Below are 16,721 nucleotides of genomic sequence, written 5' to 3'. Positions count from 1 at the left end.
ATGAATTTCCAGTCTCAGACACGCAAGCCGCAGGCGCTGTCCGGCCGTGACGTGACAGCCATCCTCGGGCCCACCAATACAGGCAAGACGCATCTTGCCATCGAGCGCATGGTCGCCCACCACACGGGGGTGATCGGCCTGCCGCTGCGCCTTCTGGCGCGCGAGGTCTATGCGCGCGTCGTCGCCAAGGCGGGCGAGCAGAACGTGGCGCTGATCACCGGCGAGGAGAAGATCACGCCGGCAGGCGCGCGCTACTCGGTCTGCACCGTCGAGGCGATGCCGCGCGAGACCGATGCCGCCTTCGTGGCCATCGACGAGGTGCAGCTCGCCGCCGATCTCGAGCGCGGGCACATCTTCACCGATCGCATCCTGCATCTGCGCGGGCGCCAGGAAACGCTGCTCCTCGGCGCCGGAACGATGCGCGGCATCCTGGAAAGGCTCCTGCCGGGCCTTTCGGTGATCACCCGGCCGCGCATGTCGGTGCTCACCTATGCCGGATCGCGCAAGATCACGCGCCTGCCCCGCCGCTCGGCGGTGGTCGCCTTCTCCTCCGACGAGGTCTATGCGATCGGCGAATTGATCCGCCGCCAGCGCGGCGGTGTGGCGGTGGTGCTCGGCGCGCTCAGCCCGCGCACCCGCAACGCCCAGGTGGCGCTCTACCAGTCGGGCGACGTCGATTATCTGGTCGCGACGGACGCGATCGGCATGGGCCTCAACCTCGACGTCGATCACGTCGCCTTCGCGCAGAACCGCAAGTTCGACGGCTTCCAGTATCGCGACCTCAACCCGGCGGAGCTGGGCCAGATCGCCGGCCGCGCCGGCCGCCACCTGCGCGACGGCACGTTCGGCGTCACGGGCCAGGTCGATCCCTTTCCCGACGAGCTGGTCGAGCGCATCGAGACGCACCAGTTCGACCCGGTCAAGGTCCTGCAATGGCGAACGGCCGAATTCGATTTCGCCAGCGTCGATGCCCTGAAGGCCTCGCTCGACGTCACGCCGCCCGTCGACGGGTTGACGCGGGCTCTGCCGGCCGCCGATGCGCGCGTGCTCGATCTGCTGTCGCGCGACGACGAGGTTCGTGCGCTCGCAACGGGGCGCGAGCGCGTCGCGCTTCTGTGGGACGCCTGCGCCTTGCCAGACTATCGCAAGATCGCCCCGGCGCAGCATGCGGAGCTCGTCGGCGCGGTCTTCAACGACCTGGCGCGCTTGGGCCACGTCGATGAAGATTATATGGCAGAGCAGGTGCAGCGCGCCTCCTCCACCGAGGGCGACATCGACACGCTGTCGCAGCGGATCGCCCAGATTCGCACCTGGACTTTCGTTTCGCACCGGCCAGGGTGGCTGGCCGATCCGACACACTGGCAAGAAAAAACACGCGAGATCGAGGACAGCCTGTCCGATGCGTTGCATGAGCGATTGACGAAACGCTTCGTGGACCGCAGGACTTCCGTGCTCATGAAGCGTCTGAGAGAGAATGCAATGCCGGAAGCAGAAGTCAGCCCCGCAGGCGAAGTCCTCGTCGAGGGGCATCACGTTGGTGAGATGCAAGGGTTCCGTTTCACCGCCGACCGCTCGGCGGAAGGCGAGGATGCGCGCGCGGTCAAGGCCGCGGCGCAGAAGGCCCTGGCGCTCGAGTTCGAGTCGCGCGCCGATCGGTTCGCCGCTTCCGGCAATGGCGATCTGGCGCTCGATTCCGATGGTTTCCTGCGTTGGCTTGGGCAGCCCGTGGCGACGCTCGTCGCCGGCGACGAGGCGCTGAAGCCGCGCGTCGTGCTGCTGGCCGACGAGCAGTTGACGGGGCCGGCGCGCGACAAGGTCGCCGCGCGCGCCGAGCGCTTCGTCAACTTCCAGATCGAATCCCTGCTGAAGCCGCTCGTGGACCTGCGCGATTCGGAAAGCCTGTCGGGCATGGCGCGCGGCATCGCGTTCCAGCTCGCCGAGAATTTCGGCCTCATCAACCGGCGCAATGTGGCCGAGGACGTGCGTGCGCTCGACCAGGATGCGCGCGCCGCGCTGCGTCGTCTCGGCGTGCGCTTCGGCGCCTACCACATCTTCGTTCCGGCGCTGATCAAGCCGGCGCCCGCCGGGCTGATAACCTTGCTCTGGGCGTTGAAGAACGATGCCAAGGACAAGCCCGGCTACGGCGATGTCGTGACCGCGCTTGCCGCCGGCCGCACCTCCATCGTCTCCGAGCCGACATTCGAGCGGGCGTTCTACGGCCTGGCCGGCTATCGCAATCTCGGCCGCCGCGCCGTGCGTGTGGACATTCTGGAGCGGCTCGCCGACCTCATCCGCCCCGCGCTGACCTGGAGGCCCGGAACCGGCGCGCGTCCGGATGGCGGATATGACGGCAGCGCCTTCGTCGTCACGCCCGCGATGATGTCGATCCTCGGCGCCACCGCCGACGACATGGAGGCGATCCTCAAAGGGCTCGGCTATCGCGGCGAGGCGAAGCCGGCCGAAGAGGTGGCCGCGCATCTGAAGACTCTCGACGAAGCTGCTGCCGCTTCTCAGCCGGCGCCGGCTGGCGAGGCCGATGCCGCCGCGGGCGAAGCGGCCGGCGAAAGCCCGGAAGCCGCAGCCGAGGCCCCCTCCGGCGATGCGCCGGCCGAGACCGCGGAGGCTGTGCCTCAGGCGGCCGTGGAAGACGCGACCCCAGCGACCGTGGAAGCTCCTGCGGCAGAAGAGGCTCCTGCTGCTGAAACGGTCGCGGAGGCCGATGCCGCCTTGCCGGAAGCTTCGGCGGAACAGGAAGAGGCGAAGCCGGTTCTGATCTGGCGGCAAGGCCGTTTCGAGGGGCGCAAGCGGCAGGGCCAGCGCCCGGCCGGCAAGGGCAACGAGCGGAACGGCCGCCCGGGCGGCGGTCGCCAGGAGCGCGACGGCAAGCCGCAGCATCGCGGCAAGCCGCGTGGCAGGGAGCGCAACGAGGACGGCGAGAAGCACGGCTTCCAGCGCAAGGGCGCGCCGTATCGCCAGCGCGAGGAACGCCCGGCGAAGATCGATCCCGATTCGCCCTTCGCCAAGCTCGCCGCTCTCAAGGAACAGTTGAAGAAGTAACCGCTTCATGACTTCGAGCGAGACAGCCACCGAGCGCCAGCGCATCGACAAGTGGCTGTTCTTCGCGCGTGTGGTGAAATCCCGCTCGCTGGCCGCCAAGCTGGCGCAGGGCGGGCGCGTGCGGGTCAACCGCAACAAGATCGAGCAGGCCGCCTATGCCGTGAAGCCGGGCGACGTGCTGACCATCACGCTCGACCGCAGGATCCTGGTCTACCGCGTGCTCGCGGCGGGCAGCCGCCGGGGACCGGCGGAGGAAGCGCGCACGCTCTACGAGGACCTGACACCGCAGCCGACGGCTCCGCGCGCCGCGGAGGCGCAAGTTCCGCTGCGCGAGGCGGGCGCCGGCCGCCCGACCAAGAGAGAACGGCGCGCCCTCGACCGCTGGCGCGACGAGCCGTAACGGCTGGAAACGCGCCCTGGGCACGGGGCTTGCCGCATGGTCGGCTCGGCGCGTTGGAAATCGATTCCCCCTGCGACGATTGCGGCGCAACAACGGGCCTTGCAACGACCCGGCAAAGGGGCTACCTCACCCTCGACATTCGCAAATGCTGTCAGCCGAGAGCGCTCATGACCTATATCGTCACCGACAATTGCATCAAGTGCAAGTACATGGACTGTATAGAAGTCTGCCCGGTGGACTGTTTTTACGAAGGCGAGAACATGCTCGTCATCCACCCGGATGAATGCATCGACTGCGGCGTGTGCGAGCCTGAATGCCCGGCAGAGGCGATCAAGCCGGATACGGAGCCGGGCCTCGACAACTGGCTGCAGTTGAATTCCGAATATGCCGAAAAATGGCCCAACATAACGGCCAAGAAGGAACCGCCCGCCGACGCCAAGGAGTTCGACGGGGTGGAGAACAAGTTCGAGCTGTATTTCTCGCCGGAGCCGGGCGAGGGCGACTGAGCCCCTCCGTCTGTGGGCTGAGATGCAGAGCCGAAAAGTGTGCGCTGTCGGGTAGATTCCTGCCGCGACATCTTCGCGCACGCGGCAAATTGTTGATTCTTTCAGCTTTTTGTAGTATGGTCACGCAATCATGCCGGTGACAACACGTCTTTTTATGGCGCGCACACGAACTCATCACTGAAAGTGGGGCTTAATTCCGGACCAGAGCAATCTGGATCAGGCTTTTTCGGTTTGCTTGGCGGGCCATGGTGCAGGCGCGATCGCGGATCTTCCCGGAGTTACCTTTCTTTGTGCCCGACAAACCGGCTGGCGGTTGGGCTTGCGACGTTGCCTCGGCGAGGCTGCCTCCGCAAGCCCCATTAAGAACAGGAGTGTTAGGCGGATGACCACCCAGCAGAAGAAATCGGCGCAGCGCCAGGGATTCAAGACTGGCGAATTTATTGTCTACCCGGCCCATGGCGTCGGGCAAATCGTCACCATCGAAGAGCAGGAAGTCGCCGGTCATAAGCTGGAATTGTTCGTCATCGATTTTCAGAAGGACAAGATGCGCCTGAAGGTGCCGGTCGCCAAGGCGACCTCCATCGGCATGCGCAAGCTCTCCGAGACCGATTATGTGGACCGCGCGCTGAAGGTCGTTCAGGGTCGCGCCCGCGTCAAGCGCACCATGTGGTCGCGCCGCGCGCAGGAATATGACGCGAAGATCAATTCCGGCGACCTCATCTCCATCTCGGAGGTCGTGCGGGACCTTTATCGCGCCGACAATCAGCCGGAGCAGTCCTATTCCGAGCGCCAGCTCTACGAAGCCGCGCTCGACCGCATGGCGCGCGAGATCGCCGCCGTCAACCGGATGTCTGAAACCGAGGCCGTGCGCCTGATCGAGGTCAACCTCAACAAGGGTCCGCGCCGCGGCAAGGCGGACAATGAGGAGACCGAGAAGGAAGAAGCCGCATAAGGCTTCCTGCCCCGACGTTTTTCCAAAAGGCCCGGCTGACCGCAGCCGGGCCTTTTGTCTTGTGTCCTCCCGATGCTTCCGAAGCGGGGTCGCGCACCGTCCCTGAAAATCTCTGGTCGCCTATAACCGACTGATGTGAAAATACTTTTCATGTATTTCCCAAGAGCCGCCGCATCCATCGGCGACAGGCTGGAACTTTTCTTGTTTTCCACTCGTTAGTTCAAGTGATGTCCGCTGGAGCGCCGTGCGTCCTTTCGGAGGCTACACAGGGACGCTCTATCATTTTGCTGTCCGCATGCGTGCGGACGTCGGGACAAATCACCTGACTGCAAAATGCAACAGCGTCGGAACGGCTTGGGACGCGGCAAGGGGGACATCCGTCGTTTGACGCGGCCGCGCGACGGAGACGGTGCGTCAGAGCGTTCTGACACCTGAACCGCGCGTCGGCGATGCGCCGATGTGCATTAGCATTTTGCAGTCAGGTGGAATCACCTGACGGTCGCAAAAATGCGGAAAACAAGAAGATTGAGCGCCCTTTGTGCGTCCAAAAGGACGCACGGCGCTCATGGGCTTGGGGCGTGCGGTGCCCGGCTCCGGGCATGCGCCGCGAACGCGGGAGTGCATCATGCAAGACCGGGCGGAACGCAAGCTGGTCAGGGCGGCGATGAAGGCGCCCTATCTCGCGCCTGACCATGAGCAGGCGCTGGCCGAACGCTGGCACAACAAGCACGATCAACAGGCTCTGCACGAGATCGCCATTGCGCATATGCGGCTGGTGATCGCCATGGCGTCACGCTTCCGCAGCTTCGGGCTTCCGGTCGGCGATCTGATCCAGGAGGGGCATATCGGCCTTCTGGAAGCTGCGTCGCGGTTCGATCCGGGGCGTGGCGTGCGGTTCTCCACCTATGCCACCTGGTGGATCCGCGCCTCCATGCAGGACTATGTGCTGCGCAACTGGTCGATCGTGCGGGGCGGAACCAGCTCCGCTCAGAAGGCGCTGTTCTTCAACTATCGCCGACTCCGGGCCAAATTGCAGAAGGGCATGGGCACCGCGGCCGAGATCCATCAGGAGGCGGCACGGGTCCTGGGGGTCTCGGTGGCCGATGTCGCCGTCATGGACGCCCGGCTTTCCGGCTCCGACGTCTCGCTCAACGCGCCGGTGCGCGAGGAGGGAGAGGGTTCTGCCGAGCGCATGGAGTTCATCCCCTCCGAAGACGAGCCCATCGACGAGGTCGTCGGCCGGACGATCGACGCGGAACGACGCGCATCGTGGCTGGCCGATGCAATGGAGGTGCTGGACAATCGTGAGCTTCAGATCATCCGGGAGCGCCGCCTGAGCGAAGAGGGGGCGACGCTCGAGGCGCTGGGCGTCGAACTCGGCATCTCCAAGGAGCGGGTCCGCCAGATCGAGAACCGGGCGCTGGAGAAACTGCGCCTGGCGCTGACCAGGGCGCATCCCGTCTTGTCGGCGCCGATGGTCTGAGGCGCGATGCGCAGGTCAACGAGTTACAGCATCTGTGCGCCCGGCACACGCGGCGCTGCAAGCAGGATTAGCTGTCGGTGATGATCTTCACCTTGCTGCCCACGGATGGCGTGCCGCCGGGGCTGATGGCATTGAGCAGGCGGAACAGCTCGACCTTGCGGTCGACCCCCCTCATCTGCGCGGCGAGCGAGCCGAGGGTTTCGCCGGGCTTGACGGTGACGACACGAATCCGCAGCGGTTTCAGGCCGGCCTTCTCGGCGTCGTTCAAGATCCGGAAACTCTGCCCGACCTCATTGGCGACCTGGTTCAGTTCCGTGCTGGTGGCGGGTGCCGCCGTCAGCAAGCGATAGACCTGGCCGCCGGAGCGGATCACCGTCACGTCGAACTGCCAGTTGTCGGCCGCGGCCCTGGCTTTTGCGGCGGGGCGGCCGTTGAGGGAGAATTCCCGGATCGTGCCGGGTTCGAGGCCTGCTACCCAGCCGCTCGTCAGATACTGCGTCAGCGAGGTGCTTTCCGGGACCGTCGCGCCGTCGAAGCGGACGGCGACGTCGCCCGGCCCCACCGCGGTCACGGCAGTGGCCGAATTGTCGATGACGAATCCTTCTGGCACGCGGAAGGCGACGCCGAGGCCCGGATGCAGGAAGTCGCGGCCGCGCACATAACCCTCCTCCGGCGAATCGCCATAGACCATGCCGTCGATGCCGGCGAGGAAGGGGTCGCGGTCACGTTTGCCCGAGCCGGGCTGCTCGAGCTCCCGCGCATGGCGCTGGGCAAGCTCGATGCGGCGCGGCGCGTTCGGGTGGCTGGCCAGGAAGTCGAGGCTCGCATCCGTGGCGCCGCTGACGCTACGGAAGCCCTGATAGGCATCCATCGCCTGCAGGAAACGGGCGGCGGCGAAGGCGTCGTAGCCCGAATGCGCGACGGTTCGGATGCCGATGCGGTCGGCCTCCAGCTCCTGGTTGCGCGAGAACTGCGCCAGCCGCAGCTTGCCGCGCACAAGCGCCGTCTGCGCAACCGGATCCTCGCCCAGAACCTCGTTCACCACCTTGGTGGCGAACTGCTCCTCGGCTTCCATCTTCTGGCGCTCGATGCCGTGATTGGCCGTCACGTGAGCCATCTCATGGGCGAGGACGGCGGCAAGCTCGGCCGAATCATTGGCCAGTGCCAGAAGTCCGCGCGTCACGTAGAGATAGCCACCGGGAAGCGCGAAAGCGTTGACGTTGGGCGAGTTGAGGATGGTGATGCGGTAGGCGGGCGCGGTATTCTGCTCGTCCAGCGTCAGGGAGCCCACAACCCTTGCGACCATGCGCTCCAGCTTGGGATCGGAATATTCGCCGCCATAGGTCTGCAGGATGCGCGGGTGCTGCTGGCCGGCCTGCCGCGCGAGGCGGTTGCCGCGCGTGACGGAATCGACCGTGACCGGGTTGGACGACGGCATGAAGCTGCCGGTGCTCGTGTCGATCATCTGGCAACCGGACAGGGCGGTCGACAGGACGAGGGCGGCGATGACGGTGCGCGTGTGGCCTCGCGCGATGGACCAGGACTTCATCTTTGCAGGCGCTCGATTGGACAGGCTCGTGTCCTTCCGGTTGATCTTGGCCGATTCCCCGATCACTGCAATGCAGTGACCGCACATCGGGTTCCCCTCGTCAGTGCTTCGCGTCCCATCCGATGCTGCATCTACCGCATACGCGGGGAAAGGGGAATCACTTTGTTGCCGGAGCCTGCTTCCGTTCACCCCGCCGGCCAATGTAGCGGTTGAAAGCTTCGGAACCGTTACCGGCGAGGAAGTCGGCGGTCGGGCCGGTTCCGGCAACCGTACCGTTGTCGACGAAGACCATGGTCTTCGAAAGCTTCTCGGCGTCGTGCGGGTCGTGCGTGGCCATCAGCACGGTCATGCGCTGCTCGTCGTGCAGCGCGGCGATCAGTGCCAGCATCTCGTCGCTGAGGGCCGGTCCCAGCGAGGCGAAAGGCTCGTCGAGCAGCAGCACCGGGCGGCGGCGAAGCAGCACGCGGGCGAGCGCCACGCGCTGCCGCTCCCCGCCGGACAGGGCATGCGGCAGCCGGTTCTCCTTGCCGGCAAGGCCGGTTCGCGCCAGCGCATCGGCGATCGCCTCATGGTCGCCGGCGCTCAGCCTGAGCGATGCCGAGCGGCCGAGCCCGACATTCTGCGCCACCGTCAGGTGGGCGAAAAGATTGTTCTCCTGGAACACCATGGAAACCGGCCGCTGATGCGGGGCCAGCGCGCCGATGTCCCCGCCGTCGATCAGGATGCGGCCCCCGGTCGGGGCTTCGAAACCGGCGATCAGGCTGAGCAGGGTCGATTTGCCCGATCCGCTCGGTCCCATCACCGCGACGATGTCGGAGGCGGCCACGGCAAGGTCGAAGCGCATCGGCGCCCCGCCGGGATAGGCGAAGCGCACGTCCTGCAGGTCGATCCGCGCCCCGCCGCTGGCCTCTGGCGTCCTGTTCATCGGGTCTCCTTGCCGAGCCGGTCGGCGACAAACATCAATGCCAGACACAGAAGCCCGAGGAAAAGGGCTATACCGGCGGCATCCGCCGTGCGGTAGCTGCCCATGCGCTGGAGGAGGAGGTATGGAAGGGTCTGCACCCGGTCGCTGCCGAACAGGGCGATGACGCCGAGATCGCCCAGCGACAGGGCCATGGCAAAGGCAAGCGCGGTGGCGGCGGGGCGTCGCAATGCCGGCCAGTCGACGAGCCTCAGACGGTTGAGGCCGGCGATGCCGAGAGACAGGCAAAGCCGCTCATGACGGGCGCTGGCCGCGTCGTAGGCGGGGCGGATGGCGCGCATGGCGAAGGGCATCGCCATGACGGCGTTGACGGTGACCACCATGAGCGGCGCGAAGGCGAAGACGTCGCCCAGATGGCGCAGCAGGATGAACCATCCGGCGCCGATGACGAGCGGCGGCACGATCAGCACCAGTGCTGCGCCGCTGTCGGTCGCCTGCTCCAGAAGGCCGGCCGGCAGCGCGCCGCGGCGCAATTCGAGCGCCCGCCGTGCCGCCACCAGCGCCAGCGACAGCAGCAGGCAGAGAAGCGCGGACAGGCCGGCGAAAAGGAGACTGGTCAGCAGGGCCCGATGGACGGCGCTTTCGGCGGCAAGGCGGGCGAGATCGGCGCCGAGGCCGGCAAGCACCGTGGCGGCCATGGGGCCGGCGACGAACAGCAGCGAAAGGCCGATCAGCGCCGCGTTCAGCGCCGTCTCGACCGGCCCGTGCCAGACGAAGCGGCGCGGCGCCACGGGCAGGTTGGCATCGCCGGTGAGCGTGGCGCCGAGCCGCGTCAGGCCGAACACGACCGCGCCGGCCAGAACCACTTGCACGAGGGTCAGCGCCAGGGCGCGGGCGGGGTCGAAGTCGAACCGCAGGGCCTGGTAGATCGCCACCTCGAGCGTCGTCGCCCGCGGGCCGCCGCCGAGCAGCAGCACGATGGTGAAGGAGGTGACGCAGAGCATGAAGACGAGGCCGGCGACGCCCGGCAGCGCGGCGCGCATGGCCGGCCATTCGAGGAAGCGGAAGGAAGCGCCGGCGCCCATGCCGAGTTGCGCGGCGAGCCGCCACTGGTCTGCCGGGACGCTCTCCAGCGCGTTCAGGAACAGGCGGGTGGCCAGCGGCAGGTTGAAGAACACATGGGCGACCAGGATGCCGGACAGGCCGTAGATGCCGGGCCAGGTCCCGCCTGCCAGGGCCGAGAAGAGCGGTGCGAAGAAGCCTGCCCTGCCGTAGAGCGCCAGCACGCCGAGGGCGGCGACGATGGCCGGCAAGGCGAGCGGCACGGCGAACAAACGAAGGATGAAGGCGCGGCCGGGGAAGATCGGATGCCGCGCCAGCGCACGGGCGAGAAAGATCGCCGGCACAACCGACAGCAGCGCCGACAGAAGCGCCTGCCACAGGGTGAAGCGGGCGATGCGCGCCAGATAGGCGTCGAAGGCACCGGCCGCGCCCGCACCGCGCATGGCCGCCTCCAGCGCCAGGCCGGCGAACGCGCCGCCGACCAGCAGGGCGACCGCCGCCAGGGCGAGCCGGCCAGCGGTGACGCGCCTGTCGGCGAACGAAGGGCGGGCGACCCTCAGCGGCTCATCACCGAAAGCCATTCATCCACCCAGGCCTTGCGCTCCGCTGCAACCTCTTCCGGCGTGAATTCCAGCGTCCGTGCCGGTTTCACCAGCGTGTCGAACACCGGGTTGAGCGGCTTGGAGGTTTTTCCGGCCGGAAACATCCAGTTGGTTTCGGGGATGGTGTCCTGGAAGCCGGGGCCGGTCATGAAGGCGAGGAACCGTGACGCGAGCGGGTTTTTCACGCCCGTCACCGTGCGGGCGGCCACCTCGACCTGCAGGTAGTGGCCCTCCGTGAACGAGGCCGCCTTGTAGCGCTCGGTGTTCTCGGCGATCTCGTGATAGGCGGGCGAGGTGGTGTAGGACAGCACCATCGGCACCTCGCCGCTGGTGAACAGGCCATAGGCCTCGCTCCAGCCGGGCGTCACGGTCAGCACCTTGTCCTTGAGCTTCACCCAGGCATCGGCCGCCTCCTCGCCATAGACCGCCTTCACCCACAGCAGCAGGCCGAGGCCGGGCGTCGAGGTGCGCGGATCCTGGATGGCGATCTTCAGCCCGCTTTCGTCCTCAACCAGCGCTTCGAGGCTCGCCGGCGGCGTGTCGAGTGCCTCGGTGTCGAAGACGAAGGCGAAGTAGCCGTAGTCATAGGGCACGAAAACATCGTCCTCGAAGCCGCCGGGCACGTTCACTTCGGCAAGATCGGCACCGTGCGGCGCAAAAAGACCCGTCTCGCGCGCCTCATGGATCAGGTTGTTGTCGAGGCCGAGGACGATGTCGGCTTTCGTCGACGCTCCTTCCAGCTTCACGCGGTTGAGAAGCGCCACGCCGTCGGCCACCGAGACGAACTCCAGGTCGCAGCCGCATTCCGCCTCGAAGGCCTTTTCCACCGCCGGGCCGGGGCCCCATTCGGCGGTGAAGCTTTCGTAGGTGTAGATGGTGAGCTTTTCCGCTGCCGCCGCCGGGACCGACGCGCAAGCCGCGCCAAGCGCGAGCATGGAAAGCAGGATTGTCGAGCGCATCTGCGCCTCCTCTCGTCTGGTTGGGGAATGAGGCGCTGCTTGCAAAGCGTCTAATCCCTCCGCCGGTGCAAACCGGATCAGGTTCGGCGGGTTGGCCGGGTTCCCCCCAGGCCTCTCAGCCGGCAACGCGCCGGCACCCCGTTAGAGCGCCCGGGAAAATAGGGCGCGCGGTGCGGGCGCGCAAGGGAAAACGGGGGACATCGCCGTTGGCGCTTTCGTGTCGCCATGATAAGGGCCTCGCCATGAGCCGATTTACTCTCCTTTTGGGCGGTGACCTCACGCGCACGCCGGCGCTCGACGCCGAAATCGCCGGAACGCGCGTCATCGCCGCCGATTCCGGCATCCGTCACGCATCCGAACTCGGCGTGACGCCGGAACTTTGGGTCGGCGACTTCGATTCCGTGCCGTCGGGCCTGTCGCGGGCATATGAGCACGTGCCGCGCCGCGTCTACCCGTCCGAAAAGGACAAGACCGACGGCGAGCTTGCGATCGCCGCGGCCATCGATGCCGGCGCCACCGGCCTGACGCTCGTCGGGGCTTTCGGCGGCGAGCGCGCCGACCATATGTTCCTGCATCTGACGCAGGCGCTGCAGCTTTGCGAGCAAGGAATCGCCGTCCGGCTGACGAGCGGTGCGCAGGAAGGGTTGCCGCTGGCGCCCGGCCGGCGGCATGTCTTCACCTATCCGCAGGGGATGCTGTTTTCGATCCTTGCCTTTTCCGAACTCTCCGGCCTGACGGTGGAGGGTGCGAAATGGCCGCTCGACGGGGTGGAGGTCGCCTTCGGTTCTTCGCTGACGCTTTCCAATGCCGTCGACGGGCAGCTCGCCGTGACGCTGGAGAGCGGGCGCGCGCTGCTGGTCGCGCACCTCTTGAACGATTGGGAATATTGATCCATGGCGCCACCGCTGTTGAAGCTCGACGCAATCAGGCTGACCTTCGGCGGCACGCCGCTGCTCGACGGCGCCTCGCTGATGGTCGGGCCGGGCGAACGTCTGGCGCTGGTCGGCCGCAACGGTTCCGGCAAGTCGACGCTCCTGAAGATCGCCGCCGGCCTCGTCGAGCCGCAGGAGGGCGAGGTGTTCCGCCAGCCGACCGCCACCATACGCTATCTGCCGCAGTCTCCCGACTGGCAGGGCTTTGCCACCGTGCGCGCCTATGTGGAGGCGGGACTCGGGCCGGCCGACGACGTCAACCGCGTGGCGCTCGTGATCGACCGGCTGGGGCTTTCGGGCGAGGAAGACCCGGCAACGCTTTCGGGTGGCGAGGCGCGGCGGGCGGCCCTTGCCCGCGTGCTGGCGCCGGAACCCGATCTTCTGCTTCTGGACGAGCCGACGAACCACCTCGATCTCGCCACCATCGAATGGCTGGAGGAGGAGCTGCAGCGCTCGTCCTCGGCGCTCGTCACCATCTCGCACGACCGGCGTTTTCTGGAACGGGTCAGCCGCGCCACGGTGTGGCTGGACCGCGGCGTCACGCGCCGGCTGGACAAGGGGTTCGCCCATTTCGAGGAGTGGCGCGACAAGGTCCTGGAGGAGGAGGAGCGCGAGCAGTACAAGCTCGGCCGGCAGATCGTCCGTGAGGAGCATTGGCTGCGCTACGGGGTCACCGCGCGCCGCAAGCGCAATGTGCGCCGGCTCGGCGAGCTGCAGGCGCTGCGCGAGCGGCATCGCACGCATGTGCGGGCGGAAGGCGTGGCGAGCATGACGGCCAGCGATGCGGCCGAATCGGGAAAGCTGGTCATCGAGGCCAGGGGACTCGGCAAGGCCTATGACGGCCACGCCGTGGTGAAGGACTTCTCCACCCGCATCCTGCGCGGCGACCGCGTCGGCTTCGTCGGCCCGAATGGCGCCGGCAAGACGACGCTGGTCAACCTCCTGACCGGGATTCTTCAGCCCGATGAAGGATCGCACCGGCTCGGCGTGAACCTCGAGATCGCCATGCTCGACCAGAAGCGGGCGCTCGACCCGCAGGAGACGCTGGCCCATTTCCTCACCGACGGCCGCGGCGACAGCGTCGTCGTCAACGGGCAGGAGCGGCACGTCGTCTCCTACATGAAAGACTTCCTGTTCAAGCCCGAACAGGCGCGCACGCCGATCCGCGATCTGTCCGGCGGCGAGCGGGCGCGGCTGGTGCTGGCGCGGCTTCTGGCGCGGCCGGCCAATCTCCTGGTGCTCGACGAGCCGACCAACGATCTCGACATGGAGACGCTGGATCTCCTGCAGGAGCTGGTGGAGGGGTTTCCCGGCACCGTTCTATTGGTCAGCCATGACCGCGATTTCCTCGACCGGACGGTAACAAGCACGATCGCGCCGGCGGGCGAAGGCCGCTGGGTCGAATATGCCGGCGGCTATTCCGACATGATGGCGCAGCGCAAGGGCGAGGAGCTGGAGCGGCGCAAGGCGCGCGGGGCGTCCGAGACACCGAAAGAGAAGCCGGCGCCCGCCGCTTCGAAGGCGGCAATGAAAAAGCTCTCCTACAAGCAGAAATTCGCCCTGGAAACCCTGCCGCAGAAGATCGAGCAGCTCGGCGCGGAGATAGACGGGCTGGAAGCGAAGCTCTCCGATCCGGCGCTTTATGCACGCGATGCCTCCGCTTTCGAGCGTTTCACGAAGGAGCTCGACGAAAAGCGCGACACGCGCGCGCGGCTGGAGGAGGAGTGGCTGGAGCTGGAGATGCTGCGCGAGGAGATCGAGGGCGTTTGAGGGAGCCCGGCTGGTGAGGATGCGAGGGCCTTCACCGGATGCTAACCCGGCGGGGCGAGACTGGCTGCAAACACAGCGGATCGTTGCCCATGCCCCAGGAATTCCTCGTCGTCGCCCGCCCGGACCTGCAGCGCGCCCGTGCCGAATGGCTTGCCGCGCTCGGCGACGAGCGGAGGCTTTCCGCGCTGACCGTCGAGGCCTATGAGCGCGACACTCGGCAGTTTCTGCAATTTCTAACCGGCCATTGCGGCGGTGCGCCGGGGCTTGCGGAGGTGCGCGAATTGCGTCCGGCCGATCTGCGCGCCTTCCTCGCCTTCCGCCGCGCCAACGGCGCCGGCGCGCGCACGCTGGGGCGTGGCCTGGCCGGCGTCCGCTCGTTTCTGCGCTTCCTGGAGCGGCGCGGCCTGATCAATGCGGCGGCGGCATCGGCCCTCAAGGCGCCGCGCGCGCCGCGCGGCCTGCCGAAGCCGCTGACGGCGGTCGATGCGCGCAAGGTCGTGTCGGGGGACATGCAGCTTGCCGAAGAACCGTGGATCGCGGCGCGCAATGCAGCCGTGCTCACGCTGCTTTACGGCTCGGGCCTGCGCATCGCCGAGGCGCTCGGCCTGACGGGGGCAGATTTCACCGGCAAGGGGCCGACGGCGCTGCGCATCACTGGAAAGGGCGGCAAGATGAGGCTGGTGCCGGTTCTGCCCGTCGCCGCCGAAGCGGTTGCCGAATACCGACGGCTCTGCCCGCATCACCTGGCAGCCGAGGCGCCGCTCTTTCGCGGCGCGCGGGGCGGTGCGCTGCAGCCGGCGGTCATCCAGCGTGAGATGAAGCGCATGCGCTCCGCCCTCAACCTGCCGGAAACGGCGACGCCGCATGCCCTGCGCCACTCCTTCGCCACGCATCTCTTGGCGCGTGGCGGCGATCTGCGGGCGATCCAGGAACTGCTGGGCCATGCAAGCCTCTCGACGACGCAGGTCTATACGGCCGTCGATACGGCGCGGCTGATGGAGATCTACGATGCCGCCCATCCGCGCGCCTGAGGCATGGCTTCAATTCGCCGCTTGCGGTTAACCGTTTTGCCTTGATTGCGGGCTAGGCTTGCCGGATGAGAGCAAGAGCCGAGACTTCATCGATCGATCGCATGGCCGACGTGGCCCTGCGGGTCGCCGCCGCGCTGCCGCTCCTTCTGCTCAGCGCGCTTCTGGCGGGGCTGCTCCTCGCCTCGCCGGCGAGCGCGGAGACCTTTGCATGCGCGGGCAAGAACCTTCTGGCCGAGCTCGCCGCCGAAGATCCGGCGGCGCTCGAGGAGGTGCGCCGCAAGGCCGGGGAGACGCCCAACGGACAAGGCCTGTTGTGGCGGGTGACGAGGGACGGGCTCGCGCCTTCCTATCTCTTCGGCACCATGCATATGAGCGATCCGCGCGTGACGGAGCTGTCGGACGCGGCCCGCCAGGCGTTTGACGGCGCCGAACGGATCGTCATCGAGACGACGGACATTCTCGACCAGCGCGCCATGGCGGCAGCCATATACGGGCAGCCGGAGCTGACCATGTTCACCGGCAGCGAGACGCTGGCGGATCATCTTTCCGCCGCGGATCGCGAGATCGTCGAGGCGGCGCTATCGGCGCGCGGCGTGCCCTTCGGCAGCGTCAAGAAGATGAAACCGTGGATGCTGATCTCGCTGGTCGCGCTGCCCAGTTGCGAGGTCCAGCGCAGCAGCGCCGGCCTGCCGGTGCTCGACGTCAAGCTGGCGCGGCAGGCGCAGGAAGACGGCAAGGAGCTGCTCGGCCTCGAAAGCGCCGTCGAGCAGCTTGCCGCGATGGCTTCGCTGCCGATGGAACTGCACGCGCGCGGGCTGGTGGAGACCTTGTCGCTGGGCGAGCGCCTGGAAGACGTGATGGAAACGATGGTCGCGCTCTATGTCGACGGGGAGACGGGCATGTTCTGGCCGTTGATCCGGGCGGCGGTGCCCGAAAACGATGCGAGCGAGGGAGATTACGCCGCCTTCGACCAGGCGATGGTCAAGGCGCGCAACGGCGTGATGGCAGAGCGGTCCGAGCCGATCCTGGAAAAGGGCGGCGCCTTCATCGCGGTGGGCGCCCTGCATCTGCCGGGCGCCGAAGGGCTGGTCGAGCTTCTGCGCGCTGCCGGTTACGAGGTTGAAAAAGTCGACTAACTTTTTTAGGAACAGGACGCGCGAGCCGGGCGTTCACTTCCATACCGCCTGTATCCGCAGCCGATGGAGGGTTTGCCATGCCGAAGAAGGACGCTGAAAACGACAGCGACGCGTTCTCCGGCGGCACGAAAGGCTTCGTGGTCGGGGCGCTGGCTGCAGCCGCCGCCATCCTCCTGGGCATGGCGATCTGGAACGGCATCGTGTCCGGCGAAGCGCAAGGTCCCCAGTCGGCGAAAGAGAGCCAGGACGTTCCCCTGAACGCCGGGACGCCGGATCGGGCATCGGCCGGCAGCAGACATTGAGTGCGCTGGGCGGAAACCCCGGAGCGATGGCCGCGGGGCTTCCGGTTTGCGCGGCTGC

14 protein-coding genes and 1 riboswitch are annotated in these 16,721 nt (G+C 67.1%); of the genes, 10 read left to right on the top strand and 4 right to left on the bottom strand.

What is annotated here, in order from left to right:
* From NUU27_RS10385 to NUU27_RS10365, 5 genes are all read left to right on the top strand, one after another.
* Window positions 1-3,057 (top strand): helicase-related protein, encoded by a 3,057-nt coding sequence (locus NUU27_RS10385; protein WP_257762029.1) that lies wholly within the window; start codon window positions 1-3, stop codon window positions 3,055-3,057.
* Between the two features lie 7 nt (window positions 3,058-3,064).
* Window positions 3,065-3,457: an RNA-binding S4 domain-containing protein gene (locus tag NUU27_RS10380; RefSeq protein ID WP_257762028.1), complete on the top strand. Its 393-nt coding sequence runs from the start codon at window positions 3,065-3,067 to the stop codon at window positions 3,455-3,457.
* Between the two features lie 167 nt (window positions 3,458-3,624).
* Window positions 3,625-3,963: a ferredoxin FdxA gene (fdxA, locus tag NUU27_RS10375; protein WP_257762027.1), complete on the top strand. Its 339-nt coding sequence runs from the start codon at window positions 3,625-3,627 to the stop codon at window positions 3,961-3,963.
* 382 nt (window positions 3,964-4,345) lie between these two features.
* The gene (locus NUU27_RS10370; protein ID WP_257762026.1) at window positions 4,346-4,915 is read left to right on the top strand and encodes a CarD family transcriptional regulator; all 570 of its coding nucleotides are present in this window, start codon (window positions 4,346-4,348) and stop codon (window positions 4,913-4,915) included.
* A 625-nt stretch (window positions 4,916-5,540) separates the two neighbouring features.
* Window positions 5,541-6,398, top strand: a complete 858-nt coding sequence (locus NUU27_RS10365; RefSeq protein ID WP_257762025.1) for an RNA polymerase factor sigma-32 — start codon at window positions 5,541-5,543, stop codon at window positions 6,396-6,398.
* Between the two features lie 67 nt (window positions 6,399-6,465).
* Here the strand turns inward: NUU27_RS10365 and NUU27_RS10360 are convergent, their stop codons facing one another.
* The 4 genes from NUU27_RS10360 to thiB all read right to left on the bottom strand — a co-directional run bounded on the left by NUU27_RS10360 (window position 6,466) and on the right by thiB (window position 11,492).
* Window positions 6,466-7,947, bottom strand: a complete 1,482-nt coding sequence (locus tag NUU27_RS10360; protein ID WP_257762024.1) for a M48 family metalloprotease — start codon at window positions 7,945-7,947, stop codon at window positions 6,466-6,468.
* A 157-nt stretch (window positions 7,948-8,104) separates the two neighbouring features.
* Window positions 8,105-8,872, bottom strand: coding sequence for a thiamine ABC transporter ATP-binding protein (gene thiQ, locus NUU27_RS10355; RefSeq protein WP_257762023.1), 768 nt, complete (start codon window positions 8,870-8,872; stop codon window positions 8,105-8,107).
* Complete coding sequence (thiP, locus tag NUU27_RS10350; protein ID WP_257762022.1) at window positions 8,869-10,512, bottom strand: thiamine/thiamine pyrophosphate ABC transporter permease; 1,644 nt, start codon at window positions 10,510-10,512, stop codon at window positions 8,869-8,871. The genes thiQ and thiP overlap by 4 nt, the downstream gene beginning before the upstream one ends.
* The gene (gene thiB / locus NUU27_RS10345) at window positions 10,488-11,492 is read right to left on the bottom strand and encodes a thiamine ABC transporter substrate binding subunit (protein WP_257762021.1); all 1,005 of its coding nucleotides are present in this window, start codon (window positions 11,490-11,492) and stop codon (window positions 10,488-10,490) included. Before thiB ends, thiP begins: the two co-directional genes overlap by 25 nt.
* A 37-nt stretch (window positions 11,493-11,529) precedes the next feature.
* Window positions 11,530-11,643: riboswitch (TPP riboswitch) on the bottom strand.
* Window positions 11,644-11,734: 91 nt separating this feature from the next.
* On the opposite strand from thiB, the gene NUU27_RS10340 reads away from it, so the two are divergent.
* The 5 genes from NUU27_RS10340 to NUU27_RS10320 all read left to right on the top strand — a co-directional run bounded on the left by NUU27_RS10340 (window position 11,735) and on the right by NUU27_RS10320 (window position 16,663).
* Window positions 11,735-12,382 carry a thiamine diphosphokinase gene (locus NUU27_RS10340; RefSeq protein ID WP_257762020.1) on the top strand — a complete coding sequence of 216 codons (648 nt, stop codon included), beginning with the start codon at window positions 11,735-11,737 and terminating at the stop codon, window positions 12,380-12,382.
* A gap of 3 nt (window positions 12,383-12,385) precedes the next feature.
* Complete coding sequence (locus NUU27_RS10335; RefSeq protein WP_257762019.1) at window positions 12,386-14,194, top strand: ABC-F family ATP-binding cassette domain-containing protein; 1,809 nt, start codon at window positions 12,386-12,388, stop codon at window positions 14,192-14,194.
* 89 nt (window positions 14,195-14,283) lie between these two features.
* Window positions 14,284-15,225: a tyrosine recombinase XerC gene (locus NUU27_RS10330; RefSeq protein ID WP_257762018.1), complete on the top strand. Its 942-nt coding sequence runs from the start codon at window positions 14,284-14,286 to the stop codon at window positions 15,223-15,225.
* Between the two features lie 101 nt (window positions 15,226-15,326).
* Window positions 15,327-16,361, top strand: coding sequence for a TraB/GumN family protein (locus tag NUU27_RS10325; protein WP_257762017.1), 1,035 nt, complete (start codon window positions 15,327-15,329; stop codon window positions 16,359-16,361).
* 77 nt (window positions 16,362-16,438) lie between these two features.
* Window positions 16,439-16,663 carry a hypothetical protein gene (locus tag NUU27_RS10320; protein ID WP_257762016.1) on the top strand — a complete coding sequence of 75 codons (225 nt, stop codon included), beginning with the start codon at window positions 16,439-16,441 and terminating at the stop codon, window positions 16,661-16,663.
* The last annotated feature ends 58 nt before the right edge of the window (window positions 16,664-16,721 follow it).

The sequence above is a fragment of the Nitratireductor sp. ZSWI3 genome, from assembly GCF_024655565.1.
Lineage (GTDB): Bacteria > Pseudomonadota > Alphaproteobacteria > Rhizobiales > Rhizobiaceae > Nitratireductor.
This window is presented reverse-complemented; position numbering and strand designations above follow the sequence as displayed.